Genomic DNA, 25,497 nt, shown 5'->3' with positions numbered 1-25,497 from the left:
TGGGGTTCGAACCCAGGACCCCAACATTAAAAGTGTTGTGCTCTACCAGCTGAGCTAAGGAATCATCCTAATTTTTTATGAAAGACTTAAGGCTGTCTTTAAAAGTGATCCCTCTGGGGTTCGAACCCAGGACCCCAACATTAAAAGTGTTGTGCTCTACCAGCTGAGCTAAGGAATCATTGTGTATGCTTTGTTTTTTAAAGCGATGCAAATATAGAGCGATTAAATTTAAATCGCAAACTCAAATTTGTTGAAATACATGTTTTTTTCTTGAACATACAAGGTGGATTTACTTTATTGTGTTGGCGGGCAATTTGATATAAAAATAAAAAAAAAGTAAAAAAAAATATTAATCGGTGAAAAGCTCTTGTTTTGCTTATGATAACGGGGATTTTTTATTGAGAAAAAGACTGCTTATAGATTTTATTTGCCGATATGGTTTATTTGAGAACTATATCTGGAATTAGAAAAAAACAGATATTAAGGAAAATAATTCTAATTTTGTGTTCGAATTTTCGATTGGAAAATTAAAATATTTTATTTCCAGGTGAAATTCGATTAAAAATAGACTAAACTGTTAACTCTTTTCTTTATGAATAATAAAGTTGTAATTATAACCGGAGCATCTTCCGGAATTGGTAAGGCATTGGCATTTGAGTTTGCATCTCGCGGATCGAAAATAGTATTGGCAGCTCGCAATACCGAGAAGTTAAATGAGGTGGAAAATGAATTACGAGCCAAGGGAACAGAAGTTTTATCGGTTACAACGGATGTAAGTATTGAGGAAGATTGTAAAAATCTGATTAAACAATCTGTAGAAACATTTGGGGCAATAGATGTTTTAATAAATAATGCCGGAATATCGATGAGAGCGCTTTTCGAAGATTTGGAATTGTCGGTATTAAAGAAGCTGATGGATGTTAATTTCTGGGGAACAGTTTATTGTACCAAATATGCTATGCCATTTATTACAAAATCTAAAGGTTCGGTTGTGGGCGTAATTTCTATTGCCGGATATATTGGTTTACCTGCTCGTACCGGATATTCTGCATCGAAATATGCAATACGTGGCTTCTTAGATACACTTAGAGTAGAGAATTTAAAAACCGGTGTTCATGTTTTGGTGGCAGCTCCAGGTTTTACTGCTTCTAATGTAAGAAGTGTTGCCTTAACTGCTGATGGATCGTCGCAAGGAGAAACACCTCGTGAAGAAGATAAAATGATGAGTGCAGAAGAATGTGCAAGATTAATTACAAATGCAGTTGTTAAACGCAAGCGTGAACTAATTATGACTTTTATAGAAGGAAAATTTACTGTATGGTTAAAAAAATGGTTTCCTTCTTTGTTAGATAAACTAGCTTATAATCACATGGCCAAAGAGCCTAATTCGCCATTAAAGTAATGGATAAATCTCATTTTAACACCTTTATATTATCGTCGGCAGATAAATTTTATTTGTATGCGTATTGTATTGTTAAAAATGCAGATGGAGCTTTTCAAGTTGTTTCTGATGCGATTCATTTATCGTATAAGGATCATAAGAAAATGTCTCTTTCTAATTTAAATTCGGTATTTAAAAAGGTCCGCGATTTTTCGCATAGCAAAATTGCTCAGCAAAGCGGAAAAGAGAATAATTTTGATAATCCTGATAATAATTTAAAAACATTTTTTGAGTTAACTAAGGGATTATCATCTGTGCAGATGGAGGTTGTATCTTTGCGTGTTTTTTCTAGGTTAAACGTTGATGATATCTCTATAATTGTAGGATTGGGAATTAATAGTATACAATCTATTTTGGGTAATGTGAGAAGATTAATTCGTGATAGAATAGGATCTGTGGAGGATCAGTTTGTTGATGATTATCGCTTGGTAAAATATTATAACGGAGTAAGTAGCATTGAAGATGAAGATCAGTTACGACTTTATTTTTTGCGTAAGGAAATGGTGGATTGTCATAATCCGGATTGTGAGTTGATGAGATTAATTGTTGAGATAAGTCAAACTGAAATGCCTACCGAGTACTTTAAAATTTTAAGAGAAACTCTTAAGAATATACAAAAAACAAGTTTTTTAAATCGCTTGTTTTTTAAAAAATAAAATCGGAAGAAAAAGGTTTCCTCCGATTTATAATATGTAATTTGTTCTTGGTTATTGTTAAGAGATAAATTTATCGTCTTTAAGCGATTTAAAACCTTTTCCTAAAATCTCGTTGGTTTCCATTACGGTAACAAAAGCTTCCGGATCGATAGAGTGAATGTAATCTTGGAGCATAGAAAGCTCCCTTCGATTTACAACCATAAAAATCATATTTTTTTCACTTCCATCGAACATACCACTTCCTTTTATAAAAGTTCCACCTCTATTCATGTCTTTAATTACTTTGTTTCTTATTTCTTCATGTTTATTCGATACAATAAACAAAGCTTTTTCGTAAGATGATCCTTGTAAAGTAATATCTGTAACTTTTCCAATTACAAAAATTACAATCCAGGAGTACAATGGAATTTGCCAATCGGGTTTTATATACAAACTACTTAATACGATAAGAGAATCAATATAGATTACCATTTGGCCTAAAGGAACTTTTGCATATTTAGCTGTTATCATGGCCAATATATCCGATCCGGCAGAAGTGGCTCTGGCTTTTAAAATTAATCCTAAGCCAAATCCGATTAAAATACCTCCAAAAATACAGGCAAGTAAAACATCATCAACTAAAGGGATTACGCCCCACCAAGCAGTAACAGTATCAATAAAAAGAGCACATAAAATAAACGATATTATTGTTTTAATACCAAAACGAGGGCCTAAAATTTTAACACCAATAAAGCTAAGGGGTATATTTATGGCCAAACTGGCTATACCAACAGGAATTCCGCCACCATACTTTCTAAATAAGTCATTGGAGTAATCCATAAAATGATAAAGTAATCCAGAGAAAAAACCAGTATAATCATCGGGATTTAGTACTCCAAAAATTCCGTGTGGAAATAAGCCTAATGTTAATTTATTAATTACAATTCCGATACCATAAATGCTACCTGGAACTAAATTATGAGGTATAATGAAAAAAACAAATCCGGCGGCCATAATAAATGCACCTGCCACAATAAGGGAGTAATTGTAAAACCATTTTCCCGAAAAAAGTGTGTCTTTTTGTATAAATGCCAAAGTATGTAAATTTTGTGGTTGCTAATAAATTGTAAGAATAATAAGATTAAATATAAAATAATAATTTTCCTTGGATTAGTTTATCGATTTATGATATTTTTAATAAAAAGCGGACTGATAGTTTGTTTTACAGGTAAAGAATTGATTTTTTTGCAACACATTTATACGATTTTAATATGAGAGCAGGAATTAGCAGACTAATCATGAAAATGTTTGGCTGGAAATATATTGGAGGCATTCCGGAGGTTAAGAAAGCGGTAGTTATTGCTGTGCCGCATACTTCGAATTGGGATTTTGTGTGGGGAAAACTCTCATTTTTATCTTATGGAATTAAAACAACTATATTAATGAAAAAGGAAATGTTTGTTTTTCCTTTTAATTATGTGTTAAAATCGTGGGGTGTAATTCCTGTAAATAGATCAACAAAGGGAAATATGACTGATCAGTTGGCCGAAGAGTTTGCAAAAAGAGATTCTCTTTATCTTTCTTTGGCGCCTGAAGGAAGTCGAAGTTTGAGAACCGAATGGAAAAAAGGGTTTTATTATATCGCCCTAAAGGCTAATGTACCTATTTATTTAGCGGAGATAAATTACGAAGAAAAAACCTTAACTTGTGGCGAAGCTTTTTATCCAACTGGTGATGCTGAAAAAGATATGCATTACATAAAAAGCAAATATCTTAATAGTAAACCGAAATATCCCGAAAAGTTTTCTACAGGATTATAATTCTATAAAAATGTCCGATTTATTAAAAATTTGTCTGGTTCAAACAAAATTAGTTTGGGGAGATGTTGAAGCAAATTTAAATCACTTTTCAAATTTGTTTCATGAACTTAAAGAGAGTCCCGATTTACTTGTTCTTCCTGAGATGTTTACATCAGGCTTTTTAATGGAAAATAAGGAAGCTATTGCTCAAAAAGCCAATTATACCTTAGCTTGGATGAAAAATCAGGCAACTAAATTAGAAGCTGTTGTACTGGGAAGTATTATTGTTAAAGAAAATACGGACTACTTTAATCGCTTATATGTGATCGATAGTTCTGGAGTAATTTGTACTTACGATAAAAGGCATTTATTTAGAATGGGAGAGGAACATCTGCATTTTGCAGCTGGAAATCAAAGAAGTATTTTTAAAATCGGGAAATGGAGAATTTGTCCTTTAATTTGTTATGATTTGCGTTTTCCGGTATGGAGCCGTAATAGCAATGAGTATGATCTTTTAATATATGTTGCCAATTGGCCCTCGGCGCGCAGAGCGGTCTGGAATACCCTTTTACAAGCAAGGGCGATAGAAAATCAATCTTATGTAGTTGGAGTAAACAGAGTTGGCTCAGATGCCCAAAATCTTACCTATACAGGCGACTCTTGTTTAATAGATGCGAAAGGTAAAATTTTGCAGAAGGCTAAAGAAAATGAATCTGAAATAATTTTCTGTGTAATTGATCGTAAGGAACTTAATGATTTTAGAATGAAATTTCCGGTACTATTCGATGCAGATTTATTTCAAATAGAGGAATAAATCTTTTTTATTCTATTGATTAATAGATGATTATTTGTGTATTGTATAAGATTTGTTTTTTCAGTTTGTAAAACTAAAAAGATAGTTTTATATTTATGTCAATGATCTCTATATTTAAAGTTATCTTATTTAAGGATCAATGTCCCACATTTATACAAAACTAAAAATGAAAGAATTAACCAGAGCAGAAGAACAGGTAATGCAAATTTTATGGGCATTGGAAAGTGCATTTGTAAAAGAGCTTATCGAGCGAATTCCCGAACCAAAGCCTGCATATAATACAGTATCAACAATAGTAAGAATTTTAGAGAAGAAAGGTTTTGTTGGGCATGTTGCCTATGGTAAGAGTCATCGTTATCACCCTCTAATTACAAAAAAAGAATACACGCGTAAATTTATGAAGGGTTTTGTTCGCAATTATTTTTCAGATTCGTATCGTGATATGGTGTCTTTTTTCGCAAAAGAAGAAAAAGTAAGTCTATCGGAGTTGGAGGAGGTGAAACGCATGGTTGAAGAACAAATTAAAAAACAAGCTAATAATTAGCAAAGAAGAATGGTGACAGTTTTAATCCTATATTTTTTTCAAACAGCAATCTGCATGGCATTTTTTTATGCTTTGTATTGGTTGTTTTTAAAGAGAGATACTTTCTTTAGGGTTAATCGTGTGTTTTTGTTACTAACTCTAGCTGCTTCTTTACTTATTCCCTCATTAAAAATTCCTTTTCAGCCCGAAACAAATTCCGTTTCATCTGATATTGCAATGTTGGATGCTCTCGTATTAACTTCTCAACAGTATCTTAATGGAAACATGCTCGAAGAAGTTGTCGTTACTGCTGCCGATGAGAAATCATATTCCTGGTACCATTATATTGGAATTATTTATTTTCTGGGGACTTTTGTATTATCCCTTCGATTCATAAAAAACTTATTGCAGTTATTAAATTGGAGCCGTAAAAATAAGAGAATCGTAAAGGATGGTATAAAGCTAGTGGTTATGAAAGATAATTACCCGCCTTTTTCTTTCCTAAATGCGGTTTATATTAGTAATAATGATTTTGCAAATCCTCAGTTTACCTCTATTTTGGCTCACGAAAGGGTACATGTTGACCAAATGCATACCTTCGATTTAATAGTTCTGGAAGTATTAAGCGTTTTGTTTTGGCTTAATCCATTTGTTTGGATGTATAAATCATCCTTACAGGAAGTTCATGAGTATTTGGCAGATGATAAAGTTGTAAATGGTTCGGTAAATGCAAATGAGTATAAAATGCACATTGTAAATCAATTTGCAGGAGGTGAATTGTTCCGTTTAGCCAATAACTTTGGACAATCTACACTTAAAAAGAGAATTTCTATGCTAGGGAAAATTAAAACTCCAAAAATTGCATTGATTAAACTTCTCTTACTATTTCCAATCTTTATTTTGTTGTTTTCGGCTTTTGCTTTTACTATAGAGGAGGAAGAAAGATTATCATACGATCTATCACTTGATGAATTTATTCCTAGTGAGTTAAAACACTTTTATGCTTTTTCCAGCAAAATAGATTTGTTGGGAGAACAGAATGAATTTAAGTTTACCACTGATCAGATTGGACAGGGAATTAAGAGTTTGGAACATAAAAAAAATATAAATCCTAATCAGGTATATCGTATTGCTGATGTTATGCCTGAATATCCGGGAGGAATAAATGCTTTAAGAAAGTACATTAGTACACATACTAATTATCCTAAAGATGCTGCAGTAAATAGAATAGAGGGAAGAGTATTTGTTTCTTTTGTTGTTGGTAAACAAGGCGAGGTGAAAAATGTGAATGTTGTTCGTAGTGTACATCCAAGTTTGGATAAAGAAGCAAAAAGAGTAGTATCGGGTTTGGGAAAATGGAAACCTGGCGAAAACAAGAATAATTTAGTTAATGTAGCATATACGGTACCCATTAATTTTGAACTTGCTAATTTAATTGTAGAACCTTTAAATGTGCCAGAGCCTGTCTATTCTGAAATCAAAAATGCATCGGATTATCACCTGGAAAATATTTTGAAATTAAGAGATGTAAGACCAGAGCATAATAAATATGTTGTGGTTGAGAAGATGCCTCAATTTATTGGTGGAAGAATGGGCCTTAAAAAGTTTATTGCACGAAGTGTTAAATACCCAGTCCTTGCTGTTGAACAGGGATATGAAGGCAGAGTGTATGTTAGATTTATGGTGAATAAAGATGGTAGTGTTAGCGATGCTCATATTATTAAAGGTGCTAATATTGAGTTAAATGATGAAGCCTTAAGAGTAATAAATTCAATGCCAAATTGGATTCCAGGAGAGCAGCATGGAACTAAAGTTGATGTTAGTTATACAATTCCTATTCGATTTTCTTTGAATTAATAAATTTTTTTACGTATATTAACTAAAAGATTAGTTATATAACTAACTCCTTAGTCGTATAACAGAAACCAATTTATTGTCTAACCAAAAAAATGAATGTTATGGAAGTAAAGAAAAATCCCCGCCAAGACCTCGAGAAGAAAAGAGGAATGTTTTTACAAATAGGCTTTCTTTTAAGTTTCATGATTGTATTAGTGGCATTTGAATATAAAACGCCTGTTGAGGAAGTTAGTGATTTAAGTTATGATCCTTTAGAGGAGTTGGATGAACTAATTCCTGTTACTGTTCAGAAACAGGAAAAACCTAAAGAGCCAGTAAAAATTAAGCAGATTGATTTGATGGAAATTATTATTGCCGAAAATGAAGAAGAAGATATCGATTTAGAAATTATAGATTCGCATGTTTCTGAAGATGATGCTATTGATTTTAGAGAAGTAACCGAGGACGTGGAATTGGAGGAAGATGTACCTTTTGTAAGGGTTGAAAATATGCCAATATTTAATCCTAAAAAAAACAGAACTTATGAAGATGGGCAAAGAGATTTGTTTATTACGATGCAAAAAATGACAAAATATCCTGTTGTTGCTCAGGAAAATGGTATTCAGGGTAAAGTATTCGTGAAATTTGTAGTTGGCAAAACTGGCGAAGTTTCAAATATTCAAGTTGTACGATCGGTCGATCCATATCTTGATAAAGAGGCTGTTCGAGTAGTTAGCAACTTGCCTAAATTTAAACCGGGTATGCAGAGAAATAAACCAGTAAGTGTTTGGTTTAGTGGATATATCTCATTCGTTTTGCAATAATATTTTTTTACCTGCAATAACTAAGCTTTTAGTTGTTGCAGGTTCTAATTATAAAAATAAAGATTTTTAAAAATAGTATTGGCGAGTAAATTATTGTTTCATAAATTGTAAAATTCCAATTGATTTTGATTCGTTTAAATTCAAAAAAAAGTAGTAAATTATACTTGTAAACTAGATTGTTAATCTTTGTTTTGTGAATATTAATTCTAATAATATTCACTAATCCAGATTTTAACTATGAATTAAGTTTACGAAACAATAATAGAGAATTTTCGTATTATTAAATAAGAAAAATGTTCCTTGAACTCATCCTCTCACGAGGACTGTAATCGGGCATTATAATAAGGAATATAGTGTTCGATTAATGGTCACTGCTATTAACATCATGTTACCATTAAAAAATTTTAGCTATGATTCCCAAGAAAAATCCAAATGCCGATTTGGAGAAGCGTAAATCGTTATTCTTTGAAATTGGGATGGTCGTGGCTCTGGCGATAACTTTTATTTCTTTCGAATGGAAATCGAATGTGAAGGAAGTAAACGATTTTACTGAGACTTCTGAATTTACCATTGATGAGGAAATAGTTCCTATTACTCGACAGGATGAAGAAATAAAGGCTCCGCCAAAACTACCTCCCAAAATCAGGGTAACCGATGTAATTACCATTGTTGATGACGATGTTGAGATAGACGAAGAATTAGAAATTGTTGAAGACAATATCGATCAGGAAACTGAAGTTGAGATTCAAGCTCCTCGCGAAATTTTTGTTGATGAAGAGGAGGAGGATGAAGCTCAAATTTTTGTAATTGTTGAGGAAATGCCAATTTTCCGACCCGATATATGTAAAACAAGACAGGAGGGAGACCAAGAGCTTTATCGTTATATTAACAAGAGTATTAAATATCCTGTTGTTGCGCAGGAAAATGGTATAACAGGTAGAGTTTTTGTAAAATTTGTGGTTGGTAAAGATGGAGGAGTTTACAATGTAGAAGTGATTCGAGGTGCCGATCCTTCTTTAGATAAGGAAGCTATTCGGGTGATTTCACATCTTCCTAAATTTCAACCCGGAATGCAGAGAGGTAAGCCGGTTAAAGTTTCCTATACCTCGATGATTAATTTTGTATTGCAATAAGCAATTTTATTAGACTAGAATAATAGAGTCCGCATAAACTACTGCGGACTTTTTCATGCTATTTAATTAGTAAGAGATATTATTGTATAATTTTAGTCTCAATATTCGAGGCATTTGCATACTGTAATAATAATTTTTGTGCAAATTGCATGGCTTCGCTAAGCTTATTGTCATCATCATTCTGAAAGCTAATAATAAGCATCAGAAAGTTGGTACATTCGCTGTTTATCGATGTACGCATAGAATCGCTGGTAGGACTTCCAAAAGCCCCCATAGAATCGCGAAATACTGGTAAATATTCAATATTTAATTTGCCTCGTCCGATTCCATAATATTCTTCCTCTGTTTTTCCAATTCCAAATTTTATGTTTCCGTCAATTTTATCGGCATTATAACCTCCTATGGAAAAACCACTTTCTATGGAAACTAAATTCAACAAATCAACCACATTGTTAATTTTATACAAACCTTTACCTTTAACCACTCGTCGTAAAAGTGCTTCTGCCGATAAGCGATATCTGCTTGGGTCTTTACCAACTGATCGGTAGCCTTTTTTTGAGCTTTCGATAGTAGGTATGGCCCAAATTTTTTCGATGTTTAAGTCTTTTTCTTTTGTTAGAATATTTTTCTCAATTTCAACCCACAATTCAGGACAATTTTCATGAGTGTTTACCTTACACTGAATATAGCCTAATTGTAGTTTTGGACAGGCTGATTTTAATTTATTTTCAATCTCAATTTTAATCATATTGGTAAGAGTGTTGCTATGGGTAATAATTAACTGCAAAATTAAAAATAATTATGAAGAGAAGTTCTTAAGCTTAAAAATAGTTTTATCATAAATTTTAAAACAGAAAGATATTGCATAACTTTATATGAAACCCTTAAACTATTTATTTAATGCAAAATAAAACCGCTTTAATTACTGGTGCTGCAAAACGAATTGGGATGCATATTGCTAATCATTTGGCTCAAAGGGGATACAATATTGCAATTCATTATAATATTTCAAAAATGCCAGCCTTAAAATTGCAGACAGAGCTTCAGGAAAAATATCCGGAAGGAAAATTTAAAATATTCGGATGTGATTTAAGGGTCGAATGGCAGCTTGAGAATTTAATGGATAAAGTGATGTTGCATTTCGATAAAATTGATGTTTTAGTTAATAATGCTTCGGTTTTTGATAAGGGGATAATTAGAGAGACTGATTTGGAACTATTTAGTAAACAGATTGATGTAAACTTAAAGGCTCCGTTTGTTTTGAGTAGAGATTTTGTTTTAAATAATACTAGAGGGAATATTATTAATTTTTTAGATACACGAATTTCAGGAAATGGAAATTCTCATTCGGCCTATAATATATCTAAGGTTGGTTTAGCTCACTTAACAAAAATGGCTGCTATAGAATTTGCTCCTAATATTCGTGTAAACGGCATTGCTCCAGGCGCAAGTTTATCGCCTGAAGGCAAAGGAAATGAGTATTTAAATAGAATTGCTGAAAATACTCCAATGAAAGTACCAGGTGGAATACTACCTATTTTACAATCAGTAGATTATATTTTAAACAATAAGAATCTTACCGGTCAAATTTTATATTGCGACGGGGGAGAACAGCTTTTATAAATTATTGCTTATGGCGATTATTCGTGTAAAAAATCTTTTAATAAGGACATATATTGGGTTTAATCCCGATGAAATACGTAACAAACAAGATGTTATTATTAACATGACAATACGGGCTAATGTTGATGAAGCAATTAGAAACGATGATGTTGATAATTCGTATAATTATAAAACGATAACTAAAAAAGTGATAGCACTTGTTCAGGAAGGAAAGTTTAAAATGCTGGAAAATTTAACTCAGCAAATTTTAAATCTGATTCTTTTAAATCCTCAGGTTGAATGGGCTAGAGTAGAGGTTGATAAACCTCATGCCTTGCGTTTTGCAGAATCGGTTTCTGTTGAATTGGAAGCAAATAGAAATTAATAAATTAGAGCAATGAATGAATGTATTATAGGAATAGGTTCTAATATAAATCCAGAAGAGAATATTCGCAAAATGTTATGTGTGCTGAATAAAGATCATTGGGTTGGGCGACATTCATCCTGGCTTAAAACAGCTCCGCTTGGTATAAAAGATCAGGATGATTTTATTAATGGTGCTGTTCATGTAAAAACGCATCATGGAATTGAGGAGTTTACCAGATATCTAAAACTATTGGAGGATAAAATGGGCAGAGATAGAAGTCTACCAAAATTTGGTCCGCGGGTTATCGATTTAGATATTGTGGTTTGGAATGGAGAAATAAAAGATGATGATTATTACACAAGAGATTTTATTCGTGAATCGGTAGATCAGTTACTTGAATTTTAGGTTTTGAAGTAATAGTTTTACCAAGGCAATATCGGCAGGGGCCCAATCGATATTTTTTAGTTCCGAAATTTTTATCCATCGAATATTTTCATGAACACGAATTTGGTATTCTCCAGATATATGTTCTACATAAAAAGCTTTTAAGAAAATAAGTTTATTCTCATAATCGTAAACGCTTTCTCCTAGGTAGCCGCTAACTTTAGTGTTTATTCCAAATTCTTCGTTTAATTCGCGAACAATGCATTCCTCAGGCGATTCATTTGCTTCAATTTTTCCACCTGGGAATTCCCATTTGCCCGAAAGTTCATCAGCATGGCTGCGTTGAGCGGCCAGAATTTTATTTCCTTTTCTAATTATTGCAGCAGTAACCTCAACTTTATTCATTTTTTTTCTCTTGCTCAGTTGTAAGCTCTTCCAATAAATTAGCTGCCAAAAATACCAGATTTTTGCACGACATACTATAATTTAAACGGATATCAAAACAGCTTAAATATTGAGATCTTTCCTTAAAGCGTTTACTAAATTCTTCTCTTAGTTCAGGATTATTTTTTAGTAATTCCATGCCAGCAAAATAGGCACCGCATAAACCATCGGGAGCTTTTCCATTTCCGTGTTTTGAAAGTTCAGAAATTTGATCGTTGGTAATCCCATATTCATCCTGGAATATTTTGTAAATAGTTTGTGCACAGTTGTGGTAAGCAGGAGCTTGACGAAAATATTTTAGTGCCTTATCGGCTTTGGATTTTTTGTTGAAAAAATTCATTGAATTGTTTGGCTTGGTGACAGACAAAAGTATGGTTTTCCTTTTAAAAAAATAGGTATTTATTTTTTTTCTGCACAATTAATCATAATATGCAAAAAATATTGTTGTATAATTTATATTAATTCTAATATTATATGTTAGCTATGTTCTATAGGGTTTGTATATCTTTAACGAAATTGATTTAATTTTTCCTAAACTAAATCATTATTTTTTTAATCTATGTTTAATGCTTAAAGACAAAAAAACAATTATGAAATTACACATTAAGAGAAGTATTATAATGTCATTTTTAATGATGATAATGTTGTTGACTGCTAGTGCACAAGATAAGTTGTGGCAGGTAGATTTAAAGGAGGCTTTATATGAGGTAGGTTGGATTAAGCAATCAAATGAGGGATATGTAATTGCTTCGGGAGCTAAAGGACTTTTGGCCATGAATAATAAAACAGGAGCTACGATATGGCACAATAAAGAATTCAAATCTGTAGATAAAAATTCTTTTATGACAATTGATGGTTTACCGATAATTTATTTTGATTATACTCCTGTAGTTGGAAAAGTAAGAGGTATACTTATGAATTCGAGTACAGGTGAGGTTTTGTTTGATACAAAAGATGAGGGTTTTAGAATTAAAGATTTTACTTTAATTTATGAAAAGGGAATTATTTTATTTGAACTTCTAAAAGGGAATGAACGAAACTTAATGAGTTTTAGTTTAAAAACTTGGAAAAAAGAATGGATTTCTGCAGTTGGAGAATCGAAAGGAATTATCAAAAAGTATTCAAAAGTTAGTTTTATAGATCATGGACCTTATTTCAATAGTGAGAATAATATGCTTATTGGATTAAAAAATGAAATTTATTGTATTAGCTTGACTGATGGTAGTGTTTTATGGAAACATGAGGCAAATAAAAAGATTAATGCGCTTGTTTATTCAAAGGCCAACAATAGTTTATATGTAGGGATTAAAAAATCGAAAAAACTTTTAGTTCTTGACCCTAATAACGGATCGGATATTACACCGGGCAAATTAAAGTTAAAAGGTACTCTTGTTGATGTAAGAGTTAACGAAGATGGAAACTTAATTCTTGTAGAAACTGAAGGTTTTAATATTATTGATATTAAAACGAATAATTTCTTATGGAAAAGAAGTTTTAAAATTGATTATTTAGAAGAAGTTATTCCACATGAAAAAGGATTTATTGCAATTGGTAAAAATGAAAAAGAAGGTTCTGTAGCGCTGGTAAATAAAGAAGGTGATGATTTGTGGCAAAGTAAAATTAAAGGTTATTCTTATTTTGTAACTCCAACATCGAGTGGTATTTTATATATTTCTACCGAGAGATCGAACATTCTTGATTATAAAAAAGGAAAAGATGTTTGGGATAGAGATGTGAAATTTAAATCGATACCTGCAGTTACTTATGACAATAAAGAAGAAAAAATTATTCTTTTTGAGAATAAAAAAGCATACAAATTCGATTTAAATACTGCTGAAATTGAACTTTTTGCCGAAGATGTACAATTAGAACATGTAAAAAAGAAAACTCCATTAGTTGCAGAGTACATTGATGGTGCTGGATATTTATTAAATACAGGGCAGCACATGTCATTGTTATCTCCTTCGGGTAAGCTTGTTTACAGTAAGTATTTCGAGCCAGCATCAACAATGGGGGGAATTAAAAAAGCAGCTCAATTAGGATTGTATATTGCAGGAGTTGATTTTGATATTCAAGGTAGTCTTGACAATATAAAAATGTTATCTATGCTTTCAAATGGAGCATACAGATCTTCTGCTGATCAAACAGATGCTACAGCAGAAACAAGTGTGGTTGGTGGTTTATATCTTGAATCGACAAGTGGTGATATGGTACCCGTTATTGAAATTACAAAAACAAGGTATTCTAATTCGAAATCAATTAAATCACATAAATTTATTGTTGAGAAAGTTTCTGGTAAAGATATGCCTACAAAGCATTTTATTAACAAAGTAAATAAAGCAACAGGAGAAAGCGACGTTAAAATTGAATTGATGGATAAAACACCAAACTACGTAATTGATGAAATTGATGAAGTGGTTTTAATAAATGAGAAAAATCATTTAATTAGTGCGTATAAGTTTTAATTTTAAATTGAATAATTTTAAAGGATACCTTGTGTATCCTTTTTTTTTGCTTTTTTTTTAATGGAAGACGTATTACCTTTTGATAAAAGCGAAAACTATTAATGTGTGTTGATATTTAGCTATTGATAAGTTCAAGTCTTTTTTCAAGTCCATTTATTTTCTGTATTAAACTCAACGAAAAATCAGTAGATTCTTGCTCAATAAAGCGTAATAAGATTAATGATTTTTCGAAATATTCTATACCAGCCTGATTTTGATTTCTAGAAATTTGCAACTCTGCTTCAGCAATAAATAGTTCTGCTAATATCTGTAAATGACCATTGGTATAATTGTGTTGAGAGAGAAGGCTTTCGCTAAGTTCCTCTTTTGGGATACTCCTAAAAAAGGAAGCATCTTTTTTTAAAAAATCATGATATGCATTTTCCAGTAATTGTGAAGCCTTTTCTGGATCTCCTTTTTTTATTAAACCAATAATTCGGGCAATTACTTCGGCTATCATTTCTATCATTCGCAGAATAAAATCTTTTTGATACATATTATTGTTATTTATTAATTTTAGAGAATTGTAATTTATATTTTTATCAACGGAGCCCAGGCAGAGGCAAAACTTTTTTCACCAAACTTTCCAAAATCACAGACTACGTCCTGATTATTACATGATACAATTATTCCCTTTCCATATTTTGGATGTTTTACTTTACTTCCTTTAGTCCATTTCTCTTCCGAACGATTTTGTATTTCTTTTTTGATATTCTTAGTTACATTCTTTTCTGTATTATTCTCAATTCGTTCAATCAGAGAACTGGGTATCGAATTTAGAAAATAAGAAGGGCCTTCCTGTGCATTCCAGGCATTGCTTTGTGTATGCCACGAAATTTCAATATGGTTTCGGGCGCGGGTTAAAGCAACAAAAAGTAGTCGTTTTTCTTCTTTTAAATGATCGTAGGCTGCTTTTTTGCGTTCCAGTGGAATAATGCCAGTATTTGCACCACTTAAAAATACATAATCAAATTCGAGTCCTTTTGCAGTATGTATGCTCAATAAATGAACTCCTTTTGTTGTTTTATCCTGCCCCGTGTTAATTTGAAAATGTCCCTCCAGGTTAACCTGGCTCATAGCGGCCTGATAAATTTCGAGCCAATTTCCAAAATAATTTTTGTTTGAGTAATAATTTAGCTCATAAAGTGCATTTTTAATATCAGTAGAATATTCTTTGTAATGAACCGATGTTGGCTTTAAAAATACATCAAGAGCTAAGAAATCATATATATCCTTTTGTTTTTTATTTTGTAAAAAGGAAGGGAATTGTATTAATTGATAAGCCAGAATAATATATTGTTCATGTTCAGGGTACTTGCATTTAAGAAAATCTGCAAAGGCTTCTAGTTTTGTTTTATATTCTGTTGCCTCGCTAAATTTATAAAATTTAGTAAGCATTCTTTTTCCTGATTTTAAACACCCAAAATCTGTTGAAGTAAAAACCTGAAGAATACTATCTATATCGTTAGGATGAAGTGCTGATAGCAAGAGCTTTTGCAACCAGAATAAGGCTGTTTGTTCTCGTAGCGAAATTTTTCGAATCACCTGACAGGGAATGTGTTCCATCTCGAAAATAGATTCGAAAATTGCAATTTGCTGACGTGTGCGAAAAAGTATTGCTATTTCTTCAAAGGGGACTCCCTGTTTGTGTAATTCTTTAAACTTTTGAACATAGTAGTAGGCTTCCTGATTATCATCGAAATGATTTTTAATGATCAGTTTATTCCCTTTTGGGCGAGTAGCATGTAAATTATTGCCTTCGTGCTGCAATAAACTTGCTGCAGCTTCGAGCAATCTGCCCGAAGTTCTATAATTAAAAGGTAATCGCATAATTTTACAAGAAAGATCCTCTACAAATTGCTGAAAAATTTTATTGGTACTTCCTCTCCATGCATAAATACTCTGGTTTGGATCACCAACGGCAAAGAAATGAGTGTTTTCTTTGCTTAAATAATTAATAAGCTGTAGCTGATCTTCATTACAATCCTGAAACTCATCAATAACAATCCAATCGGGTAAAAAGATTTGTTGTCGCTTTAACAACCAGTTGGCTACAGATATCAAATCATCAAAATCCATTAAATTATTAGTCTGTTTTTCTTTTTGCGATAGTTTTAAAAGTTCTGGCAGATCATCTGTATTTTTCATGTTTCCATATAAAATCTGCTTTTCGTGTTTATATAGTTTCAGTCGTTTATCAAGTTTGTTACGATATTTTATGTCTAATTCGTTGCTAAGGATTAGTCGCTGCAAAAAATCATCTTTTGTTTCCTGATCCATAATGGAAAAGGAGTTGGTAAAACCAAGTTTTTCCAACATGGGATGCTCTTTTATTAATTGGCGTGCTATGGAGTGAAAAGTGCCAAAATATCTTAGTTCTGTACTCTCAGGAATAACGCTTTGTGTATAAAAAGATAGAATTCTTTCTTTTATTTCCCGGGCAGCTTTATTGGTAAATGTGAGTACAGCCATTTGCGATAAAGGAACTCTTTTTACAAAATGAAGATAGAGTATTTTGTAGGTTAATACTGTTGTTTTACCACTTCCTACCATTGCACTTAAAAGTAGTTTTTTATCTTTCGAAAAAATGGCTTGTTGCTGATATAAATTTAAATTACTCAATGCCTTTGCAAGTGCCGAATTAAGCGAATTCACTTCTGCTAAAAGTTCAGAATAATCAGCAATAGGTTCGCTAAAGCGTTCCTCTGGAATTAAGTAGGTATTTTCCTTTGTGCCTTCGGTTTCGAAGGCACTTATTGGATCAAATTCCTTATCCGAGAACTCGGTATTCTTAAATTTTCTATGTAGGTTTTTAAAACTCAATCTTTATAAATATGATTTAAAACTCGTAATGTCCAGAATATTTATCTGATATGTATTATTTTTAAAATTATAAATTTTATTAAAATCTTAATTGTTAAGGAAGCCTTTTCCATTATTCATCATTCTTTGCAATTTCAATCGATTTTTTAGGTTAACTTCTCCATTGTCGGCGCGAAGCAGAAGTTCAAAATCATCAGGCAGTTCAACTATTTTTGCAAGCTCAGATTTAATTCCTTCAATAACATCAGGTTTTTGAGCTAATTTTAAACTACTGTCTGCAAAGTATAAAATTAGCTTTGAATCCTTAATTTCAATATCACTGCTTTGTTTTAGGAATCTACTTCCAAATAAGTTTTCTTTTTCAAATCGTTTTAGTACCTCATGCCAGTTTTCTTTTATTAAATTCCAATTTAATTTTAAATTGTTGGTATTCTTAAAATTTGTTAATCCATCAATGTGAATATTTTGGGGCAATTCGAGTTCTTTGTAGAACGATCGTAGTGCCCATAAAATAAGGTGTTTGTTTATTCTATGATCGCCAACACAGGCAGGGCATCCATTTTTACAGGAGCAATTTTTTACCAGATTTCCTGCACTTTGAATAATTTCGGCAATAAACTCAAAGGCTTTTTCCGAGAAACCCAATCCTCCGGGATATTCGTCGAATAAAATAATAGCATGTTTGTGCTGATGCGATTTTGGGTGAGCAAAACCAAATACATCGCCACCTAAATAGGAATGAGTAGCCATTACACGCATAGAAGCAGCTGCTTTTAAGCAATGTACCAAGCCTTCGGTGTAGTCGAAACGGGGAATGCTTTTGTCTTCTCCCATTGGTTTTGGAGGTTCTAAACTGGGTGCTTTTCCTGTAGCCACAAAAACACGTACTACATTATCGGGAATTTGTATCCAGCAAGCTTCTGTTTCCATTTGAGTTTGCAAAATTTGTTGTAATCCTTCATATCCCAAATTCTGATGACTATTAAACTGAATCATTTTGTAGCCCGAAACCAGTACGCTAACTCTAACATCGCCAAAGCAAGAATAGATACGATGTTTCTCATTTTGCTCGTGCTCCATTAAAATATCTATTGTTCCAGGTTTGTGTGGTTCGGTATAGTAGTTCGATTCTACCTCTTTTACCCAGGCAGTTTTTGTTTCCAAATCAAGATCTAAACTTTTGTATTGTACACTGTCGTGAAGATATATGGCTCCCGGATAGAATTCTTTTTTGGCCTGAACCAGATCTACTGTTGTAATTGTTTTCTCTTTTTCCTGGTCTACAATTTTAATGGTATCGCTGGTGATATTTCTCAGGCTGATTTCATGGGCAGGTGATATTTGGCCACTCCATTGATATTGAGCATTGTGCTCGCTCAATTCTCCTTCTTTTTGCAGAAGAGGAATGATCTCTCCCAGATCTGGAAAGCTGGCAATATCATCAATGCTTAATGGCAGTTCGGCCGAGGCTGCTCTTATGTGTGCCAATTGAATGTATAAATTGTTCTTATCAATTACAGCATTTTCCGATTTCGACTGTAGTAACCAGTTTGGATTCATACCTACATATTGATCCATAGGTTTCTCTTTTAGCATTAAAACAGCATGAGCTTTGTTTCCTTTTCGTCCGGCTCGCCCAAGCTGTTGCCAAAAGCTGGCTCGTGTTCCTGGAAATCCACCCATTACAACCATATCTAAAGCCCCAATATCAATACCCAATTCCAGTGCCGATGTAGAAACAACACCATATATTTTCCCTTCTACCAGATCTTTCTCAATTTTGGCTCTTTCCAAAGGGGTGTATCCACCTCGGTAAGCCGATATTTTATCTGAGAAATCGGGACCTAATTTTAAAGGATCCTGAGCTAGAATATCTCTGCATTCTTTGGTTACCACTTCTGTTTCGCGCCGCGACATGCAAAAAGTAATTACTCGGATGCAGTTTTCAATTAAATCGGGAAGAAGACCTTTTAATTCTTCGGTAACCGATCTTTTTCGTTGTGCTTCTTTTATGTATTCGGGTTGCCAGAAGTGAATTTCTTTTTCAGGAGCCGGAGATCCGTCTTGATCAATTAGTTCGAAGGGCTGATGACATATATTTTCGGCCAGTTCGGCAGGATTGGCAATGGTTGCCGAGCTGCATAAAAAACGTGGTTTATTGCCATGGTAGTTGCAGATTCGCAACAAGCGACGCATTACATTCGATACATGCGAACCAAATGCACCGCGATAGGCATGTAATTCATCTATTACAATAAAATCGAGATTAGCAAACAGGTGAGGAAATCCATATCGGTTATGATTAGGTAAAAAAGTTGCATTAATCATATCAGGATTGGTAAGGATAATATTGGCTTCTTCGCGAATTCTCGATCGTTCCGATGCGGGAGTATCACCATCGTAAATTCCTGCTTGTATGCGATGTTTGCCAAAATACTCTACAAATTCAACTATATTTCGAAGTTGATCTTTCGTGAGTGCTTTGGTAGGATAAATAAAAAGAGCTCTTCGGCTGGGATTTTCAAGAATTCGTTGTATTACCGGAAGATAGAAAGAAAGTGATTTACCGCTGGCAGTGCCTGTGGTAATAACCACTGATTTGCCTTGTATTGCACGATTATACATTTCAGCTTGGTGTGAATACAATTGCTCATATCCCATTTGCTGAATGCACTCTTTTAATTCAGAATTCATTTCCTCGGGAAGTGCAGCAAAAGAGGCTTTTCGTGCAGGTAATTTTTTTGTGGACAGAATTCGTCCAGTATAAATTTCCAGTATTTCTTGTATTGTTTGCATGATTTTATTGTGTGAATCTGCAAAGTTAAAGTAAATGTGCTTTGTTTTATTTTTGTTGATAAAAAAAGTTAATTTACATTTAGCTTGTAAATATGTTTATTAACTTGAGAGTTAATTGTTTTATGTATTCAGAATATTATGAAACAGATATTTAGTGTTTTAATATTGTTGATTATTACTTCTTCTTTGTTTGCTCAGCAAAAAAAAGGCGATTATTTTAAATTGTGGGAAGAATTTAAAAAAGAGAATGCTCCATTCAATCAGGAAAAACCTGATTTATTCTTGTTTGAATCACTTAATAGTGAAAAACAAATTCGTTTAGGTGATTTAAAATATAAGAGAGAATCGTTTACTATAGGACAGGAAATAATTGGTGTTGATTTGCATGTAACTGCAGCAATTCATGAAAATGCTAAATATAGAAACGAAATCTGGAAAGATCCGGCAAAGTATTTTCTTCATGGATATTATTAATTGATTTGAACTATTTTGTAAAATAATTATACCTTTGTTTTACCGTTAGGGGTGCTTGAGATTATACTCAGGCTGAGATTTTACCCTTTAACCTGATCTGCATAATAGTAGCGTAGGGAAACGACTCATCTGAAATATAACTTTAGTTTTTATATAGATTGAACCGTTTCGTTATGTACGAAACGGTTTTTTTTGTTTAGAATCGTTTGGTGTGCAGATAATTAGTAAATAATTAATTGTATAAAATCGATAAAATGAGTTCTAAATTTAATGAATATGCATCGGACTATGATGCATGGTTTCTCGAAAACGAAAACGTTTTGTACTCCGAAGTAAAATTGGTAGCTCACTTTTTAAAAGATGCTGGAGAGGTTTTTTCGGTGGGCTGCGGAAGTGGTTTATTTGAAAACATATTGAAAAAGGAGTTTGGTATTTTGGTAAAAAATGGAATTGAGCCTTCCAAAGAAATGGCAGCAATAGCCCGCAAAAGAGGCTTGAAGGTAAGTATTACGACAGCTGAAGAAATGGAATTGGAGAAAGAGAATTATGATACCATTCTTTTTAATGGCACACCAAGTTATATTACCGATTTGCAGAAAGCACTCAACAAAGCCTATGAAGCACTGCGTCTGGGAGGAAAACTTGTTGTAATAGATGTGCCTAAAGAGAGTTCTTATGGTGTTTTGTATAATCTGGCTAAAGCTGTAGGGAGCTGGGATCATGAATTGCTGGGAGGTGTTCAGCCAAGAGATCCTTACCCTATTGACTTGGTAAAAGTTGCCAATTGGAGAACTACTGCTGAGAAGATAAAAATGATAAAAAATGCAAATTTTAAGAATCTGCAATTTGCACAAACCTTAACCAAACATCCTTTGTATTCTAATGCTCTTGCCGAAGAACCTATTGAAGGATACGATTGTGGAGATTATGTAGCAATTTGTGCCACTAAAAACTAAGGAAAAATGAAAAATCCAAAAGAAATTATTGATAATCTGAAACGAATTAGAGAAAACTCTCCATTAGTGCATAATATCACCAATTATGTTGTGATGAATAATACGGCAAATGCACTTTTGTCAATAGGAGCTTCGCCCGTAATGGCGCATGCTATAAACGAAGTAGAGGATATGGCTGCAATTGCTTCGTCTTTGGTGTTAAATATGGGAACTTTATCGAAAAATTGGTTTGAGGCAATGATTATAGCCGGTCTAAAAGCTCGCGAAAGAAACATTCCGATTGTCTTTGATCCTGTGGGAGTAGGAGCAACTCCTTATCGAACCGAATCGGCACATAAACTAATAAAAATCTGCAGTCCAAATATCATAAGAGGAAATGCCTCGGAAATTATGGCTTTGGTAAATCAGGAAATGTGCACAAAAGGAGTCGATAGTACTGCATCAACAAGCTCTGCTATCGATTCGGCTAGGCTTTTGGCAAAAAAACTTAAATGTGTGATTGTTGTTAGTGGCGAGGTAGATTACATAACCGATGGTGACAAACTTGAATCGGTTGAGTTTGGTACATCTATGATGGAGAAAGTTACAGGTATGGGATGCACGGCCACAGCTGTTATAGGTGCATTTGCAGCGTGCAATAAAAATTCGCTTCAGGCAGCTACCAATGCCATGCTGCTTATGGGAATTGCCGGAGAATTAGCAACGGCTAAATCAGATGGTCCAGGGAGCATGCAAATGCATTTTTTGGATTGCCTTTATAATTTATCGGCAGTGGAAATTGAACAGGCAATTTGTAAATTATCATGATAAAGGAAGATTTAAAATTATATCTGGTAACAGATAAAGTACTGGCTAAGGGCAAACCACTTGAAGAAATTGTTGAGGCTGCCGTGAAAGGTGGTGTTAGTATGGTTCAAATTCGCGATAAAGAGTCAAGTACAAGGGATTTTTATGATTTAGCACTTCGTATCAAGAAAATTCTGATGTCATATAAAGTACCTTTAATTATAAACGACAGGTTAGATATTGCTTTGGCTGTTAATGCAGATGGTTTACATATTGGGCAAAGCGATTTGCCTTATGAACAGGCTCGTAATATTTTAGGGACTGATAAAATAATTGGTTTGTCGGTTGAGAATATTGAACAGGCAAAAGAAGCCAATAATTTAGATGTTGATTATATTGGTTTATCTCCGGTTTTTTCTACTCAAACAAAAAGTGATATTGCAATGCCATTGGAGTTGGAAGGCGTAAAAGAAATTGCATCCTTTTCAAGACATCCGATGGTGGCAATTGGAGGAATTAACCAGCAAAATGCAAATGCTGTATGTAAAGCTGGTGCCGATGGTATTGCCGTTGTTTCTGCTGTTATTTCCAGTAATAATCCTCAAGTTGCAGCTAGTAAATTATTAAAGGAAATAGAAAAATGAATTGGAGTACGAAAGCATGGGCATCGATTAATGAGATTTATGTTCAAATTTTAGATTTGCCTTTTTTAAAGGAATTAATTGATGGTAGTTTGAATCAGGAAACATTCAAATTCTATTTAAAACAAGATTCTTTGTATTTGGCCGAATTTGGGAAAGTGTTAGCAGGTATTGCCTGTAAATTAGAAAAAGCCGAACATCGTGAATCATTTTTAAATTTTGCTAAAGATACTGTGGCGGTGGAACAGGCTCTTCATCGGTCTTATGTAAATAATTTAGAAAGTGTTGTTGAGGCTTCTCCTTCTTGTTTATTGTATACTTGTTTTATTCACAAACAATTAGCTACAGCACCTATTGAGGAGGCGGTAGCAGCAATATTGCCATGTTTCTGGATTTATAAACAAGTTGGGGATTATATTCTCGCGCATCAATTTTCACAAGAGAATCCTTATCAAAACTGGATTAATACTTATGGAAGCGAAGAATTTAATCAGGCCGTTCATTGTGCAATTAATATCTGTAATGAATTAGCAGGCCAAGCTACACCAGTTGTGCAGAATAAAATGATAGACTCTTTTGTGCTGGCATCGAAAATGGAATGGATGTTTTGGGATAGTGCTTATAAAAGAGAGGAATGGAGTGTGAATTCAAAATTAGAATACAATGAAGAAGTACAATAGGGTGTTAACTATCGCAGGAAGTGACTCGGGTGGAGGAGCAGGGATTCAGGCCGATATAAAAGCCATTTCGGCATGTGAATGTTATGCGAGTACAGCAATTACAGCCATTACAGTTCAAAATACTTTGGGCGTGACAAATGTGCATCCTGTTCCCAATAATATTTTGCAGGAACAAATTGAATCGGTACTTTCCGATATTGGTGCCGATGCCATAAAGATTGGCATGTTACATTCTTCAGAAACAATTTATGCGGTTTGCAGAGCTTTAGATAAATATGAAATCAAAAATATAGTGCTCGATCCGGTTATGGTTGCAACTTCGGGTGATGTATTGCTTCAAACCGATGCAATTGATACGCTTAAAGAAGTATTAATTCCCAGAGTTCGTGTGCTTACACCTAATATTCCTGAAGCAGAAATTCTATTGGGAAGAAAAATTGAGCATCAATCGGAATTGTTTTCCTGTGCTAAAGAATTAGCAGATTTATTTTGTGTTTCGGTATTATTAAAAGCAGGGCATTTAAGCGAGGAAAAATTGATTGATATTTTTTATAGTTTTGAGGATAAAGAAATTATGGAAATGGCATCGCAGAGATTAGATACGCAAAATACACATGGAACAGGTTGTACAATGTCATCGGCATTTGCTGCATTTTTGGCCAGGGGATTCGATTTAAAATCATCAGCTGGTTTAGCAAAAAAATATATTGATAAAGCGATTTTGGCTGGTGCCAATTTTAAAATTGGAGATGGCCACGGACCTGTAAATCATTTTTATAAATATTGGAAACAATGAAAGCTGCAGGGCCTTTTACACAAGAAATTTGGGAATTTGCAAATCCCATTTGTAAGCAAATAACTTCCTGCCCTTTTGTTTCCGAACTGGCGGCAGGAACTTTGTCTCAGGCTTGTTTTGCTCACTATTTAACTCAGGATGTTTTGTATCTGAAAAAAGATGCCGAAGCTCTTGGAAATTTATGTCATCTGGCAATCACAAATGAGGATAAATCTTTTTTTAAAAAATTACAAACAGATGGTTTGGAGATTGAACAAATAGTAAGAGAAGAATATTTATCCTATTATAAATTGAAGGAGGTTAATAATCAGTCACCAGCTTTCGCTGATTATTCTGACTTTCTGTTAAAGCATTCTCAAGAATCAACTTATGAAGTGGCCTGTGCTGCTTTGCTACCTTGTTTTTGGATTTATGCTGCTGTGGGAAGCAGTATATCAGAACAGAATGTGGATCATAATCCATATCAAAAATTTATAGATACCTATGTGGGAGAAGAATATGAATTTTACACCAATCAATTTATTGAAATAGTTGAGAGAAATTCTGTATTTTCAGGCAATAAAAATAAGATGATTGAAGCATTTGTTTTAGCTACACAACATGAATTAAATGTATTTCAGGAATCAATGCTATTTAATAATCAGGAATCATGAAAATATCAGAGAATACAGCCTTACTTTTAATCGACCTTCAAAAAGGATTTAATGATATTGCGTACTGGGGTGGAGGAAGAAATAATTTGCAGGCAGAAGAGAATGCAGGAAAAATTCTGGAAATTTGGCGAGAGAATGAATGGCCTTTGTATCATATTCAACATTGTTCAACTACTGAGGAATCTCCTTTACACCCTCAGAATTCAGGCAATGAATTTTTAGAACTGACCCAACCGCGGGCTGGAGAGATTATTATAAAGAAGAATGTAAATTCGGCATTTATTGGTACAGATTTAAAAGAACAACTGGATAGTAATGGAATAAAAAAGTTGGTGATTGTGGGCTTAACCACCGATCATTGTATATCTACAACAACACGAATGGCGGGTAATTTTGGATATGAAACTTATTTAATTGGCGATGCCACGGCAACTTTTGATAAAATTGGCGTTAAGGGTGAAAAGTTTTCGGCACAACTAATTCATGATACAGCTTTAGCCAGTTTACATGGCGAATTTGCTCGTGTTATCAGTACAAACGATTTCATAAAATGGATTTAGCCTTTTTATTTTTCCAATAATTTTCT

Annotated in this window: 27 protein-coding genes, 1 tRNA gene and 1 riboswitch; of the genes, 20 read left to right on the top strand and 8 right to left on the bottom strand. The window is 33.4% G+C overall.

The annotated features are described in order from the left end of the window. Nucleotides 1-105 precede the first annotated feature (105 nt). Nucleotides 106-178 (bottom strand) — tRNA-Lys (locus ACT3CE_RS16260). Between the two features lie 414 nt (nt 179-592). Here ACT3CE_RS16260 and ACT3CE_RS16255 point away from each other — a divergent pair. Both ACT3CE_RS16255 and ACT3CE_RS16250 read left to right on the top strand, forming a co-directional pair. Continuing rightward, complete coding sequence (locus tag ACT3CE_RS16255) at nt 593-1,402, top strand: SDR family oxidoreductase (RefSeq protein WP_444710827.1); 810 nt, start codon at nt 593-595, stop codon at nt 1,400-1,402. Further along, a complete protein-coding gene (locus ACT3CE_RS16250; RefSeq protein WP_444710826.1) occupies nt 1,402-2,097 on the top strand; it encodes a hypothetical protein in 696 nt (231 codons plus the stop codon). Before ACT3CE_RS16255 ends, ACT3CE_RS16250 begins: the two co-directional genes overlap by 1 nt. Nucleotides 2,098-2,154: 57 nt before the next feature. Here the strand turns inward: ACT3CE_RS16250 and ACT3CE_RS16245 are convergent, their stop codons facing one another. Continuing rightward, the gene (locus tag ACT3CE_RS16245; RefSeq protein ID WP_444710825.1) at nt 2,155-3,171 is read right to left on the bottom strand and encodes a YitT family protein; all 1,017 of its coding nucleotides are present in this window, start codon (nt 3,169-3,171) and stop codon (nt 2,155-2,157) included. A 176-nt stretch (nt 3,172-3,347) separates the two neighbouring features. Between ACT3CE_RS16245 and ACT3CE_RS16240 the strand changes: the two genes are divergently transcribed. The 6 genes from ACT3CE_RS16240 to ACT3CE_RS16215 all read left to right on the top strand — a co-directional run bounded on the left by ACT3CE_RS16240 (nt 3,348) and on the right by ACT3CE_RS16215 (nt 9,005). Beyond that, complete coding sequence (locus tag ACT3CE_RS16240; RefSeq protein ID WP_444710824.1) at nt 3,348-3,896, top strand: 1-acyl-sn-glycerol-3-phosphate acyltransferase; 549 nt, start codon at nt 3,348-3,350, stop codon at nt 3,894-3,896. Between the two features lie 10 nt (nt 3,897-3,906). Beyond that, nucleotides 3,907-4,689: an amidohydrolase gene (locus tag ACT3CE_RS16235; protein WP_444710823.1), complete on the top strand. Its 783-nt coding sequence runs from the start codon at nt 3,907-3,909 to the stop codon at nt 4,687-4,689. Between the two features lie 199 nt (nt 4,690-4,888). Further along, nucleotides 4,889-5,233, top strand: a complete 345-nt coding sequence (locus tag ACT3CE_RS16230; protein WP_444710829.1) for a BlaI/MecI/CopY family transcriptional regulator — start codon at nt 4,889-4,891, stop codon at nt 5,231-5,233. Nucleotides 5,234-5,287: 54 nt separating this feature from the next. Continuing rightward, nucleotides 5,288-7,069, top strand: coding sequence for a TonB family protein (locus ACT3CE_RS16225; RefSeq protein WP_444710822.1), 1,782 nt, complete (start codon nt 5,288-5,290; stop codon nt 7,067-7,069). 101 nt (nt 7,070-7,170) lie between these two features. Then, nucleotides 7,171-7,872, top strand: a complete 702-nt coding sequence (locus ACT3CE_RS16220) for an energy transducer TonB (RefSeq protein WP_444710821.1) — start codon at nt 7,171-7,173, stop codon at nt 7,870-7,872. A gap of 410 nt (nt 7,873-8,282) precedes the next feature. Further along, nucleotides 8,283-9,005, top strand: a complete 723-nt coding sequence (locus ACT3CE_RS16215) for an energy transducer TonB (RefSeq protein WP_444710820.1) — start codon at nt 8,283-8,285, stop codon at nt 9,003-9,005. Between the two features lie 79 nt (nt 9,006-9,084). Here the strand turns inward: ACT3CE_RS16215 and ACT3CE_RS16210 are convergent, their stop codons facing one another. Beyond that, a complete protein-coding gene (locus ACT3CE_RS16210) occupies nt 9,085-9,753 on the bottom strand; it encodes a B3/B4 domain-containing protein (RefSeq protein WP_444710819.1) in 669 nt (222 codons plus the stop codon). Between the two features lie 152 nt (nt 9,754-9,905). Between ACT3CE_RS16210 and ACT3CE_RS16205 the strand changes: the two genes are divergently transcribed. The 3 genes from ACT3CE_RS16205 to folK are packed head-to-tail and all read left to right on the top strand — an operon-like array spanning nt 9,906 to nt 11,379. Further along, the gene (locus ACT3CE_RS16205; RefSeq protein ID WP_444710818.1) at nt 9,906-10,628 is read left to right on the top strand and encodes an SDR family oxidoreductase; all 723 of its coding nucleotides are present in this window, start codon (nt 9,906-9,908) and stop codon (nt 10,626-10,628) included. Nucleotides 10,629-10,638: 10 nt separating this feature from the next. Then, complete coding sequence (gene folX, locus ACT3CE_RS16200; protein WP_444710817.1) at nt 10,639-10,992, top strand: dihydroneopterin triphosphate 2'-epimerase; 354 nt, start codon at nt 10,639-10,641, stop codon at nt 10,990-10,992. A gap of 12 nt (nt 10,993-11,004) precedes the next feature. Beyond that, complete coding sequence (gene folK, locus ACT3CE_RS16195) at nt 11,005-11,379, top strand: 2-amino-4-hydroxy-6-hydroxymethyldihydropteridine diphosphokinase (protein WP_444710816.1); 375 nt, start codon at nt 11,005-11,007, stop codon at nt 11,377-11,379. On the opposite strand, the gene ACT3CE_RS16190 is transcribed toward folK, so the two are convergent. Both ACT3CE_RS16190 and ACT3CE_RS16185 read right to left on the bottom strand, forming a co-directional pair. Continuing rightward, nucleotides 11,365-11,763 (bottom strand): (deoxy)nucleoside triphosphate pyrophosphohydrolase, encoded by a 399-nt coding sequence (locus ACT3CE_RS16190; RefSeq protein ID WP_444710815.1) that lies wholly within the window; start codon nt 11,761-11,763, stop codon nt 11,365-11,367. The two genes, folK and ACT3CE_RS16190, sit on opposite strands and share 15 nt — an antisense overlap. Next, nucleotides 11,756-12,142 carry a C-GCAxxG-C-C family (seleno)protein gene (locus ACT3CE_RS16185; protein WP_444710814.1) on the bottom strand — a complete coding sequence of 129 codons (387 nt, stop codon included), beginning with the start codon at nt 12,140-12,142 and terminating at the stop codon, nt 11,756-11,758. Before ACT3CE_RS16185 ends, ACT3CE_RS16190 begins: the two co-directional genes overlap by 8 nt. 250 nt (nt 12,143-12,392) lie before the next feature. On the opposite strand from ACT3CE_RS16185, the gene ACT3CE_RS16180 reads away from it, so the two are divergent. Beyond that, nucleotides 12,393-14,267: a hypothetical protein gene (locus tag ACT3CE_RS16180; protein WP_444710813.1), complete on the top strand. Its 1,875-nt coding sequence runs from the start codon at nt 12,393-12,395 to the stop codon at nt 14,265-14,267. Nucleotides 14,268-14,382: 115 nt separating this feature from the next. Here the strand turns inward: ACT3CE_RS16180 and ACT3CE_RS16175 are convergent, their stop codons facing one another. From ACT3CE_RS16175 to ACT3CE_RS16165, 3 genes are all read right to left on the bottom strand, one after another. Further along, nucleotides 14,383-14,802, bottom strand: a complete 420-nt coding sequence (locus ACT3CE_RS16175; RefSeq protein ID WP_444710812.1) for a hypothetical protein — start codon at nt 14,800-14,802, stop codon at nt 14,383-14,385. A gap of 35 nt (nt 14,803-14,837) precedes the next feature. Next, nucleotides 14,838-17,129, bottom strand: coding sequence for an ATP-dependent helicase (locus ACT3CE_RS16170; RefSeq protein WP_444710811.1), 2,292 nt, complete (start codon nt 17,127-17,129; stop codon nt 14,838-14,840). An 87-nt stretch (nt 17,130-17,216) separates the two neighbouring features. After that, on the bottom strand, nt 17,217-19,925 hold the full coding sequence (locus ACT3CE_RS16165) for a DEAD/DEAH box helicase (RefSeq protein ID WP_444710810.1): 2,709 nt from the start codon (nt 19,923-19,925) through the stop codon (nt 17,217-17,219). Between the two features lie 138 nt (nt 19,926-20,063). On the opposite strand from ACT3CE_RS16165, the gene ACT3CE_RS16160 reads away from it, so the two are divergent. The 8 genes from ACT3CE_RS16160 (at nt 20,064) to ACT3CE_RS16125 (ending at nt 25,471) form a co-directional block, all read left to right on the top strand. Further along, entirely contained in the window at nt 20,064-20,399 is a 336-nt protein-coding gene (locus ACT3CE_RS16160) for a hypothetical protein (protein ID WP_444710809.1), read from the top strand. Nucleotides 20,400-20,436: 37 nt separating this feature from the next. Next, a riboswitch (TPP riboswitch) is annotated at nt 20,437-20,535 on the top strand. 118 nt (nt 20,536-20,653) lie between these two features. Further along, complete coding sequence (locus tag ACT3CE_RS16155) at nt 20,654-21,355, top strand: class I SAM-dependent DNA methyltransferase (RefSeq protein WP_444710808.1); 702 nt, start codon at nt 20,654-20,656, stop codon at nt 21,353-21,355. 6 nt (nt 21,356-21,361) lie between these two features. Then, nucleotides 21,362-22,162, top strand: a complete 801-nt coding sequence (gene thiM, locus ACT3CE_RS16150; protein WP_444710807.1) for a hydroxyethylthiazole kinase — start codon at nt 21,362-21,364, stop codon at nt 22,160-22,162. Beyond that, nucleotides 22,159-22,785, top strand: a complete 627-nt coding sequence (thiE, locus tag ACT3CE_RS16145; protein WP_444710806.1) for a thiamine phosphate synthase — start codon at nt 22,159-22,161, stop codon at nt 22,783-22,785. The genes thiM and thiE overlap by 4 nt, the downstream gene beginning before the upstream one ends. Further along, the gene (gene tenA / locus ACT3CE_RS16140) at nt 22,782-23,462 is read left to right on the top strand and encodes a thiaminase II (RefSeq protein WP_444710805.1); all 681 of its coding nucleotides are present in this window, start codon (nt 22,782-22,784) and stop codon (nt 23,460-23,462) included. The genes thiE and tenA overlap by 4 nt, the downstream gene beginning before the upstream one ends. Beyond that, nucleotides 23,446-24,258, top strand: a complete 813-nt coding sequence (gene thiD, locus ACT3CE_RS16135; protein WP_444710804.1) for a bifunctional hydroxymethylpyrimidine kinase/phosphomethylpyrimidine kinase — start codon at nt 23,446-23,448, stop codon at nt 24,256-24,258. The genes tenA and thiD overlap by 17 nt, the downstream gene beginning before the upstream one ends. After that, nucleotides 24,255-24,911: a TenA family protein gene (locus ACT3CE_RS16130; RefSeq protein ID WP_444710803.1), complete on the top strand. Its 657-nt coding sequence runs from the start codon at nt 24,255-24,257 to the stop codon at nt 24,909-24,911. The genes thiD and ACT3CE_RS16130 overlap by 4 nt, the downstream gene beginning before the upstream one ends. Next, on the top strand, nt 24,908-25,471 hold the full coding sequence (locus ACT3CE_RS16125) for a cysteine hydrolase family protein (protein WP_444710802.1): 564 nt from the start codon (nt 24,908-24,910) through the stop codon (nt 25,469-25,471). The genes ACT3CE_RS16130 and ACT3CE_RS16125 overlap by 4 nt, the downstream gene beginning before the upstream one ends. The last annotated feature ends 26 nt before the right edge of the window (nt 25,472-25,497 follow it).

The organism is Marinifilum sp. RC60d5, from assembly GCF_052400665.1.
In the GTDB taxonomy this organism is placed as follows: Bacteria; Bacteroidota; Bacteroidia; order Bacteroidales; family Marinifilaceae; genus JBQTGK01.
The sequence above is the reverse complement of the archived record's forward strand: the minus strand, read 5'-3'. Positions and strand labels throughout refer to the sequence as shown.